The sequence below is a fragment of the Streptomyces sp. Root1304 genome, from assembly GCF_001426405.1.
Lineage (GTDB): Bacteria > Actinomycetota > Actinomycetes > Streptomycetales > Streptomycetaceae > Streptomyces.
The window spans coordinates 1-15031 of sequence record NZ_LMEP01000017.1; the positions used below are offsets into that span (position 1 = coordinate 1).

The 15031-nt window shown below is 70.7% G+C and carries 13 protein-coding genes and 7 pseudogenes; 8 read left to right on the forward strand and 12 right to left on the reverse strand.

What is annotated here, in order from left to right; genetic code table 11:
- Positions 1-102, forward strand: a pseudogene (locus ASD33_RS35045) (IS481 family transposase); the annotation flags it as partial.
- Here the strand turns inward: ASD33_RS35045 and ASD33_RS19345 are convergent.
- From ASD33_RS19345 to ASD33_RS36345, 3 genes and pseudogenes are all read right to left on the reverse strand, one after another.
- Positions 99-389 (reverse strand): annotated as a pseudogene (locus ASD33_RS19345) (hypothetical protein); the annotation flags it as partial. The pseudogenes ASD33_RS35045 and ASD33_RS19345 overlap by 4 nt on opposite strands.
- 76 nt (positions 390-465) lie before the next feature.
- Positions 466-801: pseudogene (locus ASD33_RS34280) on the reverse strand (transposase); the annotation flags it as partial.
- A gap of 291 nt (positions 802-1092) precedes the next feature.
- On the reverse strand, positions 1093-1344 hold the full coding sequence (locus tag ASD33_RS36345; RefSeq protein WP_242427091.1) for a hypothetical protein: 252 nt from the start codon (positions 1342-1344) through the stop codon (positions 1093-1095).
- Positions 1345-1896: 552 nt separating this feature from the next.
- On the opposite strand from ASD33_RS36345, the pseudogene ASD33_RS36350 reads away from it, so the two are divergent.
- From ASD33_RS36350 to ASD33_RS36355, 4 genes and pseudogenes are all read left to right on the forward strand, one after another.
- A pseudogene (locus ASD33_RS36350) lies at positions 1897-2175 on the forward strand (universal stress protein); the annotation flags it as partial.
- Positions 2176-2265: 90 nt separating this feature from the next.
- A pseudogene (locus tag ASD33_RS36805) lies at positions 2266-2325 on the forward strand (hypothetical protein); the annotation flags it as partial.
- A 44-nt stretch (positions 2326-2369) separates the two neighbouring features.
- Positions 2370-2654 (forward strand): PEP/pyruvate-binding domain-containing protein, encoded by a 285-nt coding sequence (locus ASD33_RS36810; protein WP_277922093.1) that lies wholly within the window; start codon positions 2370-2372, stop codon positions 2652-2654.
- A gap of 54 nt (positions 2655-2708) precedes the next feature.
- Positions 2709-3329, forward strand: coding sequence for a hypothetical protein (locus ASD33_RS36355; protein ID WP_056561800.1), 621 nt, complete (start codon positions 2709-2711; stop codon positions 3327-3329).
- Here ASD33_RS36355 and ASD33_RS19365 read toward each other — a convergent pair.
- From ASD33_RS19365 to ASD33_RS19375, 3 genes are all read right to left on the reverse strand, one after another.
- Positions 3262-3849: a CBS domain-containing protein gene (locus tag ASD33_RS19365; protein ID WP_056561802.1), complete on the reverse strand. Its 588-nt coding sequence runs from the start codon at positions 3847-3849 to the stop codon at positions 3262-3264. The two genes, ASD33_RS36355 and ASD33_RS19365, sit on opposite strands and share 68 nt — an antisense overlap.
- Complete coding sequence (locus ASD33_RS19370; protein ID WP_056561805.1) at positions 3846-5183, reverse strand: nicotinate phosphoribosyltransferase; 1338 nt, start codon at positions 5181-5183, stop codon at positions 3846-3848. Before ASD33_RS19370 ends, ASD33_RS19365 begins: the two co-directional genes overlap by 4 nt.
- A 156-nt stretch (positions 5184-5339) precedes the next feature.
- Positions 5340-6335 carry a nitroreductase family protein gene (locus ASD33_RS19375; protein ID WP_056561806.1) on the reverse strand — a complete coding sequence of 332 codons (996 nt, stop codon included), beginning with the start codon at positions 6333-6335 and terminating at the stop codon, positions 5340-5342.
- Positions 6336-7086: 751 nt separating this feature from the next.
- On the opposite strand from ASD33_RS19375, the gene ASD33_RS19380 reads away from it, so the two are divergent.
- From ASD33_RS19380 to ASD33_RS19390, 3 genes are all read left to right on the forward strand, one after another.
- A complete protein-coding gene (locus tag ASD33_RS19380; RefSeq protein WP_242427099.1) occupies positions 7087-8076 on the forward strand; it encodes an SPFH domain-containing protein in 990 nt (329 codons plus the stop codon).
- Between the two features lie 59 nt (positions 8077-8135).
- Complete coding sequence (locus ASD33_RS19385; RefSeq protein ID WP_242427100.1) at positions 8136-9149, forward strand: site-2 protease family protein; 1014 nt, start codon at positions 8136-8138, stop codon at positions 9147-9149.
- 269 nt (positions 9150-9418) lie between these two features.
- A complete protein-coding gene (locus ASD33_RS19390; protein ID WP_056561810.1) occupies positions 9419-9961 on the forward strand; it encodes a flavodoxin domain-containing protein in 543 nt (180 codons plus the stop codon).
- A 77-nt stretch (positions 9962-10038) separates the two neighbouring features.
- Here the strand turns inward: ASD33_RS19390 and ASD33_RS34295 are convergent.
- The 6 genes and pseudogenes from ASD33_RS34295 to ASD33_RS19420 form a co-directional block, all read right to left on the reverse strand.
- Positions 10039-10422: pseudogene (locus tag ASD33_RS34295) on the reverse strand (DUF302 domain-containing protein); the annotation flags it as partial.
- 637 nt (positions 10423-11059) lie between these two features.
- Positions 11060-11518, reverse strand: a complete 459-nt coding sequence (locus ASD33_RS19400) for a CBS domain-containing protein (protein ID WP_056561813.1) — start codon at positions 11516-11518, stop codon at positions 11060-11062.
- An 11-nt stretch (positions 11519-11529) separates the two neighbouring features.
- Positions 11530-11724 (reverse strand): hypothetical protein, encoded by a 195-nt coding sequence (locus ASD33_RS19405; protein WP_056561815.1) that lies wholly within the window; start codon positions 11722-11724, stop codon positions 11530-11532.
- A gap of 91 nt (positions 11725-11815) precedes the next feature.
- Positions 11816-13288, reverse strand: a complete 1473-nt coding sequence (locus ASD33_RS19410) for a bifunctional aminoglycoside phosphotransferase/ATP-binding protein (RefSeq protein WP_056561816.1) — start codon at positions 13286-13288, stop codon at positions 11816-11818.
- A 100-nt stretch (positions 13289-13388) separates the two neighbouring features.
- Positions 13389-14075 (reverse strand): universal stress protein, encoded by a 687-nt coding sequence (locus ASD33_RS19415; protein WP_056561818.1) that lies wholly within the window; start codon positions 14073-14075, stop codon positions 13389-13391.
- Between the two features lie 433 nt (positions 14076-14508).
- Positions 14509-14937 (reverse strand): annotated as a pseudogene (locus ASD33_RS19420) (hypothetical protein); the annotation flags it as partial.
- Positions 14938-15031: the final 94 nt, after the last annotated feature.

Here is a 15031-nt window from a genome sequence, read left to right on the forward strand (position 1 = left end):
GCAGACTTCCTCCACACCTACAACCACCACCGCTGCCACACCGCACTCGACGGACACCCACCCATCAGCCGTGTCAACAACCCTGCAGGTCAATACACTTAGTAGTTCTTGCCCATGGAGGCGCCGGAGTGGCCTTCGATGGTGCCGCAGGTGGCGGGGGCAGTGACTTCCTGGGGCAGCCTGGGGTCGAGCTCGCTCTTGCCCTTGCCGAAGTCGTACGTGCCGTTGCCGTTGGGGTCGATGCCGTGCTGGACGACGTGCAGGTTGGTGATGTTGTCGGCGACGGCCTGGGAGACGGTGATCGTCCGCGAGTAGGACAGGTCGCCGTTCTTGTCCGCGACCGGCATCCGGTCGACATCGACAGCCCCTCCACCGCCCGACCGTCGGGACATCACAGAGACTGAACTCCGGCCGTTCCTTGCCGCGATCTCGGGCGTCGCACCGAGGCGTGCGGTTCCCGGCCTCGGCTGCGTGCAGGCGGGGCCAGACGCCAGCCTTGCGCCAGTCCCACAGCCTTCGCCGGGCAGTGGCCCCTGAGCGGCCCATGGTCTCGGCGGGTACCTCGCGCCACGCGACACCGGTCCGCAGCACGGAGATGATGCTGGCCAGGGCCGCCCTGTCCGGCGTGCGCAGTCGCCCGGGGTGGCGGTGGCGGCGTTCGGGAGCGGGCGGCAGCAACGGCGCCACCCGCTCCCACAGGTTGTCCGGAACAAGGGCAGCACGCACTCGGACACCCTGTCGACCACGATCTCCGGATGCGAGGGATGCGGCGTACTCGTTCCGGAGCGGGAAGCCGGCCACCCCGGCTCCCGCGCGCACGGCAGTCGGCCGTGTCCGCCCGCGGAGCCCTGGGCCCGAGGCCCAGGGCTCCGTCAACCCGGTCGGCAGCGGCCAGCCGCTGCCTGCGTGCCCACCGTGCACGATCCCGTTGGGGCGCGTATCGAAAGTGGATCTTCATTCGTGGGGCGGTGGGTGTGGCGGCGACTCAGGTATCGTCGTGCCCGGCTGCAATCCCGGTGCTGCAAAGACGGGCGATCGGGCAACGGAAGACCGGGAGTTCCCGTTGTGTGCGCCCGTACCAGCCATCTTTCGTCACAGCCATTCGTCGATGGCCGCGACGAGGGCGGTCGCTTCGTAGCGGGTGGTGACGGCGCGGTGCCTCTTGAGGCGGTTGATCCCGCACTCGACCGCGTGGCGCTCACGGTAGTCGACCGGGTCGAAGCGCGGCGGCGCCGCCGAGGCCAGAGGGGCGGCCGCCCCGTCTTGGCGCCCTTCGGCAACAGCGGCTCCAGTACCGCCCGCTGCCCGTCCGTGAGATCTCCCCGGCCCGTGAACCTTGATCATTCACACCTCAAGATCCACTTTCGGCACATGCCCTAGCTTGATCTTTAACGTCTGGGCCATTGGCCAGCCGCTGAATTGGGTCGTGGTGATCTCAGGCTGCGTGGGAGCATCTCGGCATGCGCCTGGTAGCTGACGGGGCCACGCCGACCTCGCGGTTGGTACTGTTGAAGGACCTCGAGACTGACGACGGGTATGCCTTCGAGCTGGCGAGCCCGCTCTTCCTGGCTGCTGGTGATCGAATCGTTTTCGAAGACGACAGGCTTGTCGTCGTGCGGGCAGGTGGAGTGCGGCTGTCGCCGGCCGGCGGCTGGTCCACTCGTTGCGGACCCGGATCTCCGCGCCGCCGGTAGAAGCCGCTCCTCGAACGGTGCGTCGTACTTGATCACTCGGTCCGGTAACTGCCGTACGTGGAAGAGACGTTCGTCTGAACATGTGCTCCGACCAAGGAACACACACGTCCAGCACGAAGGCCGTGAGGATGAGTCTGCTGCATCACGATGCCCGGCGAGAGCCGTTGGCCGAACTGTCACGCTTCCGGGGGGGCACGACGAGGAGCAGCAGGCGACCGTGCTCCTCGACAAGGCCGTGGAGGCTGCTGTCCGGGCCTATCCGGAGGTGCGGCTGCGACGCACCACGGTCGAGGGCCCGGCGCACAAGACGCTCGTCGAGCGGTCGGCGGCGGTGGACCTGCTGGTCGTCGGAGCACGGCGCCGCGAGGGCCACATCGGCATGGAGCTGGGCCGGGTCGCCCATCGGGCCCTCCACCACGCCGCCTGCCCGGTGGCCGTCGTCCCGCAGGGCCACGGCGCTTCGGCCAGGGGCGAACGGTGATGGCCGGCGCCACCCCGCACGCTCGCGGCGACATCGGCCGCCGGACTACCGCGAACGCATGGGCTACGGCCACCTCACCGTCGCGCTTCGGTGGGTGTCCAGCTCTTGGTCCGCTCCGACCTGGCCGGTGCCGGCGTCGCCCTCACCTTCGACCCGGAGAGCGGCTTCCCTGAGGTCATCGTCGTCAGCGCGGCCTGGGGCCTGGGGGGAGACCGTCGTCAACGGCCAGGTCGACCCCGACGAGTAACACGGTCTTCAAGCCGAGCCTCAAGGACTCCCCGCTCGATCCGCTCGTCGACCTGGGGATCGGGACCAAGCGGCGCAAGGCCGTCCACGCCGAGGACGGTCTGACCCGGACCGTCGACACTCCCGACGCGGAACGCGGCGCGCGCGTCCTCGACGACGCCGACGTGCGCGTCCTGGCCCAGTGGGACGCGGCCGTCGAGCAGTACTACGAGTGCCCCATGGACCTCGCATGAGCGAAGGACGGCCTCACCGGCGAGCTCTGGACCGTCCAGGCACGCCCCGAGACCGTGCACTCCCGACGCCGCGCCGCGACCCTGGCGCCGCCCGCCACCCCCGGGCCCAGCCCGCTTGTCGAGGGCATCGCCGTCGGCGCGGCGATCGGCCAGGGCCCGGTGGTCGCGCTCGACGCGCCCGTCGACCTCGACCGCTTCCCGCCCGGCGGCGTCCCCGCCGTCGTCGGCACCGGCGACGGCACGCGTCTCCCGCGCGACGGCGCGGCGGTGACCGTCTCGTGTGCCGAGGGCGAGCGGGGCCGGGTGTACGAGGGCTCGCTCGCGTACGAGGAGACCGAGACCGACCTCGCGGACCTTCCGGCCACCCGGACGCACGTCATGCTCAACCTGGCCGATCCGTCGGCCGCGTTCCGCTGGTGGCGGCTGCCCGCCGACGGCGTGGGCCGTTCGGTCCCGTCCCGTCCCGGGCCGAGCACGTGGGGGATGCCCGGGCCGAAGAACCGTCGCCAGACCTTCCTGGCAACGGTGGTCATACGCGAGGGTCATCCGCGACGTGGCGGCGCCCCCGCCGGCGCGTTCGGCGGTCCTGTCCCCGCCGTCGCCGACCTCAGTCGTCGGACCGCAGCCGGTCGACGACACCCGCGACGCCGTCCACGCTGCCGCAAAGCCGCATGACCACCGGCGTCAGACCGCGGCGCGGCAGAACGCCACTGAGGGTCACGATGCCGTCGGCGACCTCGACGTTCACGGCGGAGGGAGGCAGACGCAGGGTGTGGGTGAGGACGTCCTCGACGATCTCCTCCTGGATCGCGTGATCGCGCCGCAGGAAGAGCTGGATCAGGTCACTGCGGCTCAGCACGCCCAGGACCGCTCCCTGCGCGTCCACGACCGGCAGCCGCTTGACGCCCTGCCGGTCCATGACCCGGACCGCGCGCACCACGCTCCACTCGGGCCGTGCCACCACTGCGGGGCTCGTCATGAGTTCCCCGGCGGTGCTTCCTCCACCGCCGTCCGCCTGGCGGCGGACGAGATCGCGTTCGGAGACCACGCCGAGCGGGTGGTCGGCCTCGTCGACGACGCACACGGCGGTGATATCGAACTCGTCGAGCAGCCGGGCGATCTCCCTCAGGGAAGCGTCGGGGCGGACGCTCACCGAGGCGGGGGTCATCAGATCGGCGACGCTGCGATGCCTCATGGCGTGTCACTCCCGGTCGTGGCGGCCACGCGCCGCCTCACCTTGTCCGTCAGGGCCGCCAGACGCGGCGACACGGAGGCCACCGGTGCCTGCGGTCCGTCGATTCGGCGCGCCGCCTCCGGTACTTGTTCGAGGCCCGTCTCGAAGCGGGTGCGGTCGGAGGCGAGGGACGGACGCGGCCCGACTCTGCGACCGTTCCGCATCACGGTTCGTAGCAGTGGCTCCGCGCCGGCAAGGATCGGCTCGTCGCGCAGTCCGATCACGTCCAGGAGGTCCGGTCGGCGGAAGACCTGCTTGGGTGCAGGGGCCGTGACCTTGTGGGACGACAGCTTCATGACCGGTCGTCCGTCGTACGCGACGAGCTTGTAGGCCGCGTCAAGGTACGGGGCGTCGGCGGAAACGCCCATCTTCGTGCCGACGGCGTACACGTCGATCGGCGCGCCGGACCGTACGAGGGCGTCGACTGCGTATTCGTCGAGGCCGCCGCTGGCGATGATCCGCACCCGCGGCAGTCCCGCCTCGTCGAGGAGGGTGCGGGCGCGCCGCGCGAGCATGGCGAGGTCGCCGCTGTCGAGACGGATTGCGCAACCGTCCGGAGCTCCCAGCTTCTCCAGGACGCGCGCGGCGGCCCGGGTGCCACGCTCGGTGTCGTATGTGTCGACGAGCAGCGTGACGGGCCCGGGGTGCGCCCGGGCGAAGGCGCGGAAGGCGTCGAGTTCGTTCGGGAACGCCTCGACGTACGAGTGGGCCATCGTGCCGGACGCGGGAATTCCGTATCGGATGGCGGCGGCCACGTTGCTCGTGCCCGCGAACCCCACCAGTGCTCCGAGGCGTGCCGAGGCCAGGCCGGCCTGCGGGCCGTGGCTGCGGCGCAGCGAGAAGTCGATCACCGGACGTCCCGAGGCCGCGAGCACACAGCGGGCGGCCTTCGAGGCGACGGCGGTCTGGTGGCAGATCAGGGAGAGCAGATACGTCTCGACGAGCTGTGCCTGCGGAAGCGGTGCGGTCACCTCGAGGAGCGGCTCGCCGGCGAGGACGATCGTTCCCTCCGGTAGGGCCCGCACCTCGCCGTCGAAACGGAGCCCGACGAGCGGGTGCAGGTCCTGCTCCCGGCGGTGCAGCGCTTCGGCGAAGTCCCTGACGTCCGCCGGGCCGACCGTGAAGCCCGAGAGGTAGTCGAGCGCGGGCTCCAGACCGGCGGCGACGAGGAATCCCCGCTCCGGCGGCAGATCCCGTACGAAGAGGCTGAACGTGGCAGGTGATCGCATGCCCTCGCGGAGGTAGGAGAGGGCCATGGTGACCTCGTAGAGGTCGGTGGTCGTCACGTTCGACACGCCACTCAGCTCCTGTCGTGTCCGTAAACTGTGGGGCGGCACCTCACATCGACGAGGCCGTTCACCCCTGGCTCACTTCGCGTCGTTCTCGGGATGTTCATGGCGTGCCTCCTGGGGTTGACCCTCCAGCTCCGTCGACCGGAGGAGGGATGTCGCTCAGACGAAGTCGAGCACGTCCGACACCGGTCTGCGGGGCGTGGCCTGTCCAGCGGGGCCGTATCCGATACGGATGATCATGTGTACGCAGCCCACCGTCGAGTGCGGATCCCGCGTGACCGCCCGCAACTGCGGCCACTCCAGTGGCTGGGAGATCACGGATGTGGCGAGGCCGTCCAAGGTGGCCTGGAGCAGTACGCGCTGCATCCCCTGGCCGGCCCGTAGCCAGTCCGCGGGCCGGTCGTCCTCGGTGCCGAGCAGGAGGATCTGCGGCCGCTCCTCGAACCGCGCCGATTCGCGGCCCGTGGGGCGCCGTGGCGCGTCGAACTCCGGTGCGGGGGCATTCGTTCCGCGCTGCGGCGCCCCGATGGCATCGGACGGGATTCCTGCGGGCACCGAGCCGGGCCTGCCGGTCCCGGTGTGGGCCCAGGAGGCGAGTTCGGCACGCAGACCCGTATCCATGGCCTCGACCAGCTCGGAGTCGTGTACGAGGTCGAGCACGGTGTCGGTGTGCCAAGGGCCGGGTGTGAGCAGCCGACTGCCTTCGAGCAGGGCGGCGAACCGCAGTGCGTCGAGAACCGCCTGCGGGACGTGTTCGTCGGCGTAGGGGAAGCGGCTGCTGTGGCGGCGGCGCAGCACCGGCTGAAGGACGGCGAGGGCGTCGTCCATGACGGGATCGGTGGCCTTGTGGAGCGTCACCTCCGCGAGGAACAAGGGGCTGTCGGGGTCGGGCAAATGCCGTACGGACGCCCCCCAGCCCCGCCGGGCCGCCCCCACCCGCATGTTGAAGACGGCGGCACCACACCCCAGGTGGAGGGCGCGGTGCTGAGAGTCGGCTGTTGGCAGGGTACGCGCGGGGTCGCCGTACACCTCGATGGTCTCGCCGTTCACCCGGTGGAGGAATCGCCACGGCTGGGCGTTCTGCAGGGAGGGGGCGGTCACCGCGTCATCGACGAGCGAGGTCACCAGCGCCGCGTCGGGACGTGGGAGCGTCATGGCGGGTTTGTCCTCTCCAGTGGTGGTTCGCTACGGAACCGGCGAGGTGGTCACCACCCCCTCACCTTCCGGGTGACTGCTGTCGCTGGAACAGGGCCGAACGGTCCCGGGCCGTGGCCGAACGGTGCCGGCGTTCCGGGGGGCGGCGGACGCTGGGGTTTGAGGAACCTCGCCGAGCGCGCGGCGAACCTTGGGCGGTGAGCTGTCGGTGCCGCTGAGAAGCCGTCCGGCACCCGACTGGACGGAGGTGATACCGCTACGGCGACTGTCGGCGACTGTCGGCGACTGTCGGCGACTGTCGGCGTCAGAGGGGTGGAGCGTCGTGCTCGTGTACCTGGGCGGCGATCACTGCGGCTTGTACGCGCCGCTCGACGCCCGGCTTGCCGCCCTCCACACGGGAGACCGAGGCCGAGGTCCGGTCCGGCCGGCGCCACCGGCTCCGGGCTGCGGCGGCCGTCGGTGGAGGTCACCGGTGCCGTGCTGGTCGGGGAGCGTCTGCTGACCCGGAGCGTGAAGCCACCCGGCGCACGCGGACCTCACGGCACGCCGCCGCCGAGCCACCGGCGGCGGACGAGCGGCCATGGGGCCGGGCGGCGGCGATACAGGCCCTGTCGGCCCTACCGTACGGCGGCTCCAGTGGGGCAGCCTCGCAAAGGGACCAGGAAACGGTTCTGCGCCACAGACGCCCGGCCCAGGCGATGCTTCGTTCTGACCGCCGCTCGCCGCAGCGCATCCTGCTCGGGAGCGATACATGACCATTCTGATTACCGTCGTGGTGGTGCTGGTCGCCCTGGTACTGATCACGCTCGCGATGGCGGTACGTATCGTCCGGCAGTACGAGCGGGGCGTCCTCTTCCGGTTCGGCCGGCTGACCGGCACGCGCGAGCCCGGGCTGCGGTTCATCATTCCGTTCGTCGACGTCCTGCACCGGGTCTCGCTGCGCATCGTCACTATGCCCATCCAGTCCCAGGGCGTCATCACCCAGGTCGTCGGGCAGCACACGCTGGACCGGACGCCGTCCGAGACGGACCGCATCAACCTGGACATCCGTCAGATGCTTGACGTGACCACTACGGAGCGGGGTGTCGAGGTCACGCTGGTGGAGCTCAAGGACATCCAGCTGCCGGAGTCCATGAAGCGCGCGACGGCCCGACAGGCCGAGGCCGAGCGGGAGGAGCGCGCCAAGATCATCAGCGCTGAGGGCGAGTCCCTGGCCGCTGCCGCCCCGGGGGATGCCTCCGACACGATGATGGCCCACCCGCCCGCCCTGCAACTTCGCAACCTGCAGAGCTTGATCGAGATCGGTGTGGACAAGAAAACCACCGTGCTCTTCCCCGCACCGCTGATGAGCACCATCGGTGACCTCGGCGCCTTCCTCGCCCGCGAAGCGACCGCCGCCGCCACGGCGCCGCCCGCCCCCAAGCCCGTATTCGACCTGGGCAAGCCGGCCGGCGTAGCGGCACACGACGAGGCGGCCGAACCAAGCGTTCTGCGCAGGCGCGAGCACGGCTCACCCACGGCACGAGGCGCCCCCGACGGAGAGGCCGGACAGATTCGGGAGCAGTCCGAACACGAGGAGTCCGTCCGCAGGCGTCGGCCTCCGTGGGGGGAGAGGCGGCGACTGTGGACCCGTCACGCATCTGACGTGGGGAGAGCACCATGCGGCCGACGTTCGTTCCGGGACGGATCGCTGGGATCCGGATCGGAGTCCACTGGAGCGTTCTGCTCGTTTTCGCCGTGATCGCCTTCGGGCTCGCGGAGGGCCGTCTGCCCGAGGCGCACCCGGGCCACGGCTGGCCGGTGTACTGGGCGGCCGGGATCTCGGCCGCCGTGGTCTTCTTCGCTTCTCTGCTCGCGCACGAGCTGGCGCACGCGATCGTCGCCCGGCGTAACGGGGTCGAGGTGGACGACATCGTCCTGTGGCTGCTCGGCGGTGTGGCACGGCTCAAGGCGGAGGCGCCGAACCCGGCGGCGGAGCTGCGGATCGCGGGCGTCGGTCCCCTGGTCAGCCTCGTTCTGGGCGGGCTCTTCACGCTTGCCGCGTGGCTGCTCGACACGACGGCCGCGCCGGGGCTGGCCGTCGAGGCGCTGGCGTGGCTCGCGGCGATCAACATCCTGCTGGCGGTGTTCAACGTCATTCCGGCCGCTCCGCTGGACGGCGGGCGCCTGCTGCGTGCCTTCCTGTGGTGGCGTACGGGAGATCGGCTGCGCGCGACCGCGGGCGCGACGGCGGCCGGTCGAGCTTTCGGCTGGTTCCTGACGGTGGTGGGGTTGTTCCTGTTCGTGCGGGGAGACGTCTTCGGCGGACTGTGGCTGACGATGATCGGCTGGTTCCTGGTCGCCGCGGCCACCATGGAGGGGCAGCAGGCACAGCTGCGTGCCGTTCTCGCCGGCATTCCGGTACGGCAGGCCATGACACCGGATCCGGTCACGGTTCCCGTAGGCCTCACGGTGGCGGCCTTCCTGGCCGACCCGCCCTACCGGTTTCGCCATTCGGCCTTTCCGGTGACCGGCCACGGCTCCGCGCCCGTCGGCCTCATGACTCTGGACTTGGCCAGGAAGGTTCCGGAGGACCGGCAGCACGCCGTGACGGTGGAGCGGGTCATGCTGCCGCTGACGGAGGTCACGGTCGTCGGCGCGGACGATCCCCTGGCGGATCTGCTGCCGCGCCTGCGGCCGGGCGCCGAGCATCGGGCCCTGGTGCTCGACCGGAAGAGGCTGGTCGGCATCGTCTCCGCGTCGGACGTCAGCCGCACCGTCACGTGGCTGATGACGAGCGTCCCCCGCGGCCGCGGGGGAGGCCGGGGCGCGTAATGCGCCTACGTCCACGTCGGCGTGCAGAGGTCGGGCGAACGCGTGCAATGTCCTGCCGATGGATCAGGAAACGCCGGTCCTGCACGTGGGACGTCCGCCTCTGCGTGTCCGGACTCGTGCGACCGAGGAGGCGATCACGGAAGAGCCGCAGACAGTCCGGGCGGATGCGGCGGTCGACTGCGCGGCCTTCCGGAGAGGACTTCCCGGACCTACTTCTTCCGCTTCGTGTCGCCGCCTTCGCGGCGGACCAAGCATACGGAGGCAGAACCATGGTATTCGTACGCGTCCTGTACGCCTCCGAGCATCACTCCACGCAGGAGATCGCCTCACGGATCGGCGCTCGGCTGAGAACTCACGGCCACCATGTCGACGTTCGGGCGCTGACCTCGGCCCTCGGCGGGCAGGGGCTCCCGCGGGCCGACGCGTTCGTCATGGGGAGCGCGGTTCATGACGGAGCCTGGCTGCCTACGGCGGAGGCCGCCGTCCGGGTCTGCGCCGAGGGGTTGCGTGAGCAGCCGGTGTGGATGTTCAGCGTCGGGATGTCCGCCGCCCTGCCCAGGCTCTTGCACCTGCTGGCCGACCGCGCCGTGCAGCCGCGTGTCGCCGCGCTCGTCGATGTCGTCAATCCCCGGGAGCATCGACGCTTCTCGGGCGTGATCCGGCGCGAACACCTGGACCGCAAGGGGGCTGTGCTCTTCCGTCTGCTCGGCTGTCGCTACGGAGACCACCGGGACTGGGCGGCGGTCGAGGCATGGGCGGACGACATCGCAAGGCAGCTCACGGCCCTGCCCGCCCGCGGCCCCGCGGACTGACGGCCTGCCACGGGCGACCGGCCCTCGCGGAGGGCAGGTCGGCCGGCACGGCGTTGGCCCGCTCGCGCACCGCCTTCCGCGAGGAAGGCGGGTGCGGCGTCGAGGCGGCGAGTAGCCTCCTCCGCGACCGGGGCCATGGCGTCGACGCCGGTGAGAGCGACCATGGCGGAGGGGGCCATCGCCTGGACGAACGCCTGGTCGCCGTCGGTGCGGACCACGACATTGCAGGGCAGGAGCAGCCCGACCGAGCGGTCGGCGTCCAGCGCCTGTCGGGCGAGCGGGGGATTGCATGCCCGGAGGATCAGACAGGGCTCCATGTCGTGGTCGAGCTTCGCCTTGAGCGTGGCCTGGACGTCGATCTCGGTCAGGATGCCGAAGCCCTGCTCCGCCAGTGCACGGCGAACGGCCTCCACGGTCTCCTCGAAGGTCCCCGCCAGCTTGACAGTGTGGTCGTACGGCATTGACAACCTCGTCGGCACGTGTCCGGCCCCGGTCGTCGTGCTGCTATACGGGCGGCTCGGGCCGGGCCGCGACCAACAGCATGATGCCTGACCGCACTCCTCCGGAGGCGAACCACCTCGGCGGATGCCGTGATGCTGGGACCGGGCGTCGATCGACGGAGCGATCTGGATGACGCGGACGGCAGCCGGTCGGGCTTGTCTCCCGCAGTGGTCAGCAGTTGACCGGCCGTCTCCGTGCCCACCCCGGGCAGTGTGACGAGGCTGGGTGCCGCCCGGGTCACGAGGGGAGTCAGGTCCGCTTCGGCTTCTTCGATCTCCTGTTGAAGGGTCTGGTAGCGCCGGCGAGGCGGCGCAGTGCTGTCTCGGCCGCGCTGTTGCGGACCACACGCAGCGCGCGGATCGCTTCCACGATCCCGTCCCGGCTCTTCGGTGTTCCGCTCGCGCGGCCGGACAGGACGGCGTGGCCACCGCGTAGGCGTCGATCGGGTCGGACTTGCCGTGGGCCCCGCCTGGCCTTGCGGTCCGGCCGGCCGACCTCGACGACCGTGATGCCGTTCGCGGCTCAACAGACGGACAGCCGAAACGTCAGTCGGACCCGGAGTCAGGCCCCCGAACGACGCCGAGGACATCCAAACTGTCAGGCCCCGCGTGAGCGGGGGTCCGCGGAGGGCGGCCCGGGTTGTTCCTCCAGGACGCTCCGGGCCACCGGGCCCAGGAGGTCGGCCAACCGTTGGAAGACGTCGATGAGCATGTCGTCCACGGTCAGGACGCCCACGACCCGGTGACCGTCCAGGACGGGAAGGCGACGGAACCCGGACCTGCGGAAGGTTCGGTAGGCCACGTGGATGTCATCGGTGACATCAACCGTGATCACGGGCGAGGTCATCACCGAATCGATCATCTCGTCCGCGTCGAGGCTTCTTGCCAGAGCGGCCAGCGCGAGGTCGCGGTCGGTGACGATGCCTCGGAGGGTGTCGCCCTCGGTGACGATCACGGAACCGACCCCGTACTCGGCCATCTCTCGGGCGACCTGTCTCAGCGGTGTCCTTGTGGGCACGGACACCGCCGGACGGCTCATCGCTTCGGATACCTTCATCGGCCCGGTTCCTACAGTCCCTGAGGCAGGAGCAGTTCGTGTGCCAGCCGGGCGCCGCGAGCCGCCTCCTTCTCCCTGTCGGCGTCCTCCGAGGGGATCTCCTTCAGCCCTTCGGCGAGCGCTCTGACAGCCTGAGCCAGGACCTGCACCTGGACCTCCAGGGTGCGCAGCCTCTCGTGCTCGTTCGGGGGGATGTTCTCGGTCATGACGTCTCCCTTCTTGCGGTGAACGGGGGGCGGGCTCCCCCGTTCGACGGGGTGACTCGTGCTGGGTCGGTCGCATCGCCGTCTTCCGCTGCTAGCCCGCCTCCATGTAGGGGCGGCGGAAGACGAGGGGGCCGGTGTCGTGCGGGCGTACGGCTGTCAGCGCTTGGGAGACCGCGGCCTCCAAGGGGCCGCTGGTGTCGATCACGACGGCTTCTGTCCACGGAGGCTCTCGCGCCGCGATGGCGGTGGCCACGTCGAGGTCGGCGTCGGACGGTCCGGCGGCGCGGTGTTGCAGGCGGGCCGCCGTCATCTCGTCCGGGACCTGGCAATGCAGGGCCACGAGGTCGGCATGGGTGCGTTCCGCCACGCGCCGGGCGGCTTCGCGCTGTTCGGCGCTCGACCAGGTGGCGTCCAGGACGACGGACTCGCCGCGGGACAGCAGGGTGGCTGCGCGTTCCAGCAGGGCCGCGTAGGTCGTGGCGGTCCACTCGGGTGTGTACAGGCCCTCGCCGTAGGGGGCGGCAGAGGGCCGTTCCGCCGGGATGCCGGCGAGTTCCTTTCGGAGCCGGTCGCTGCTGAGCAGTGTGACGCCCAGACGATCGGCCAGCGCACCGGAGAGCGTGGACTTCCCGCTGCCGGGGAGTCCTCCCACCAGAGTGAGTCCGATGGCGGAGGCGCGCAGGTGCCGCAGGGCCGACGTGATCAGCCGCCGTGCGGCGAGGTTGGCGTCCGGCGCGCCCTGGCGGGCCTGGATCAGGGAGACCTTGGCGCGGACGAAGGCGCGGTAGGCGACGTAGTGGTGCCGCAGAGAGGGGGGTGCGGGATCGCCGGAGTACTCGCTGTACCGGGCGAGGAAGAATGCCGCCTGCTCCGGGGCGTCGAGTTGTTCCAGGTCCATGGCGAGGAAGGCGGCGTCGTCGATACCGTCGACGAAGCGCAGCTGGTCGTCGAACTCCAGGCAGTCCAGGACGCGGGGGCCGTCGTCGAGGCAGAAGATGTCCTCGGTGAGCAGGTCGCCGTGGCCGTCGACGATCCTGCCCTGCTCGATGCGCATATCGAACAGCGGCTCTCGGCCGGCGAGATAGCGGCGGACCAACTGTTCGATCTCCGCCACGCCCTCGGGCACGCGGCCTTCTCCGGCCATCGCACGGACCTGCGCGAAGCTCGCTTCCCAGCGCGACGACAGGGCGTCCCGGGTGCCCTGCGCGTCCACCTCCGGCGTGTGGGGGGCGCTCGCATGGCGGGTGGCGAGCAGTCGGGCGACGGCCCGCAGGGCTTCGTCGACAGCCGCGCCCTCCCGTACTAGCCGGGACAGGCGACGCTCGGCCGGCAGGCGGCGCATCGCCACGACAGGCTCGGGCGCCTCGGTGTCCGGGACCCGAATCTCGCCCACGCCCAGGTAGACGTCCGGGGCGAAGCGGCGGTTGAGAGCGACTTCCCGCTCGCACGCCTCCCGCCGGGCCTCCACGGTGGTGTAGTCCAGGAACTTCAGGTCGACCGGCTTCTTGAGCTTGTAGGCACGATCGCCGACGAACAGCACGACGGCGGTATGGGTCTCGCGCACCTCCGCCCGTGGGAGTGCGCCAGTGTCAGAGGCGCCCGGCCGGAGCGTGGCAGTGTCCTCCTGGCGCACCGTCGCGATCAGCTCGTTCAGCGGGGTCGGCTCAGTCATGGGGGACGACGGCGACAGGGCAGCGCGCGTGGTGCAGCGCGGCGTGGGCTACGGGACCGAGACGTGGTGCGAGGGCGGGACGGTGCGTGCGCCGGCCGCCGACCAGCAGATCGGCTCCCTCGGCAGCGCGCACGACAGCCTCGGCAGGGCTTGCGAGGCGGATCGCGTCGACCGGCTCCACACCGGGGAACTTCTCGCGCCAGGGGCGGAGGATCTGCGCCAGCTGCTTCTGCGCTTCCTCCGTGATCTCCTTGGCGGCGTCATGATCCAGGCCCCAGGGGGTGTGCGCGTGGAGCGGCAGACTTCGGCCATGGACGACCTGGAGGGGCACGCCGCGGGCTGCGGCGGCCTCGTAGGCGAAGGCGAGCAGGCCGTCGCACGGGCCGTGCGGCTTCAGCGCGACCACGACGCTACGGAAGGCGGGGGACGAGCCCCGCTCGCGGACCTCGGCACGGACCAGGACCACGGGCCGCGTGGCCCGGGCCACGACGGCCATGCTGACGGAGCCGAGGAAGTGATCGATCTCCGACGCGGCGCGGACCGGCTCGGGCGCGAGCATGGGCCAGGTATGCATCAGGCGCAGAGTGACCTTGCGCCGCTCGGCCTCGTCGGCGGCCCAGCGAGCGGCCGCCATGCTCTCGGGCGAGCCGTCCAGGCCGACCGTGACGACTGGCTCCATGGCAACTGCCTCACTCTCGAACGGCGCAGGAAGGGACGCGCGAGCGTCGGCGACCGAGGGCCGAAGCACTCCCCTTCCTCTCATTCGAGGAGTACCCCAGATCGTCCTGCCGCGCATGCGGGCCGCGACGTGACCCGGCTCGGGAGCGCTGTGACGTTGCAGCTGTGCGCCGGAGGGGCCGGTAGGCCCCTGGAAGCCGTGCCCCGTTCGGCCCCTTCTCCGGGCCCGTCCGGCACTCGGAGAGCGCGCCGACGGGCGCCAGGGTGGGTATGACAGGTGGATCCACGACGCAAGGAGAACCGCGACGCCAACCCCGAACGAGCCTCGGTGCGGCGATATCACGCGCATGGTGGCAGGTGGCGCCGAGAACCCCTCTCGTGAGCGACCATGCGACTTTCCTTTCTCGCCCTCTGCACAGCAACAGGCTCGCCCCTCATAGGCCGGGGGCGCCCCAGAGCGGGAACCAGCGGGTCAGGTCCTTCTCGATCTGCAGATCGTCCTTGATCACAGCCTTGACCTGGAGTTCCAGCGGATTGTCGCGCCTGTCTCCGGGCAGCGGAGCGAACGGGTAGAAGGTGCCGCGCTTGTAGAGATAGACGAGCGCGAGGGAACGCAGCTCGGCGTCGTGGAAGGTGACCAGGGAGCAGAGCAGCTGTGGACCGAAGCCGCTGTCCTGAAGGGCGGTGTTCACCGCGTGCAGATCGTTGACCAGGCTGGTCAGGTCGCCGGGGTCGCGGCGGGAGAGCAGCCACGAATATCCGTAGGCGTCGCGGCTGAACTCCACCGGCGCGTCGCCGCGTTCGAAGTCCGCACCGAGGAGGGCACGTACTTCCTGCTGGACCTGTGCGAACGCCCCGCCCTCAGAGGGCGTTAAGTCCGATCTTCCTCGGTTCGTGATCGCTCGATCGTGGTACTGATCGCCACGCCGGGCACCTGCTGGGCATGCTCATGCTGAG

Excerpts from the sequence above, each read along its gene's own strand:
- ASD33_RS19400 (WP_056561813.1), bottom strand. The coding sequence starts at position 11,518 with ATGAAGGTATCCGAAGCGATGAGCCGTCCGGCGGTGTCCGTGCCCACA.
- ASD33_RS19390 (WP_056561810.1), top strand. The coding sequence starts at position 9,419 with ATGGTATTCGTACGCGTCCTGTACGCCTCCGAGCATCACTCCACGCAG.
- ASD33_RS19415 (WP_056561818.1), bottom strand. The coding sequence starts at position 14,075 with ATGGAGCCAGTCGTCACGGTCGGCCTGGACGGCTCGCCCGAGAGCATG.
- ASD33_RS19365 (WP_056561802.1), bottom strand. The coding sequence starts at position 3,849 with ATGAGGCATCGCAGCGTCGCCGATCTGATGACCCCCGCCTCGGTGAGC.
- ASD33_RS36345 (WP_242427091.1), bottom strand. The coding sequence starts at position 1,344 with ATGATCAAGGTTCACGGGCCGGGGAGATCTCACGGACGGGCAGCGGGC.
- ASD33_RS19405 (WP_056561815.1), bottom strand. The coding sequence starts at position 11,724 with ATGACCGAGAACATCCCCCCGAACGAGCACGAGAGGCTGCGCACCCTG.
- ASD33_RS19380 (WP_242427099.1), top strand. The coding sequence starts at position 7,087 with ATGACCATTCTGATTACCGTCGTGGTGGTGCTGGTCGCCCTGGTACTG.
- ASD33_RS19375 (WP_056561806.1), bottom strand. The coding sequence starts at position 6,335 with ATGACGCTCCCACGTCCCGACGCGGCGCTGGTGACCTCGCTCGTCGAT.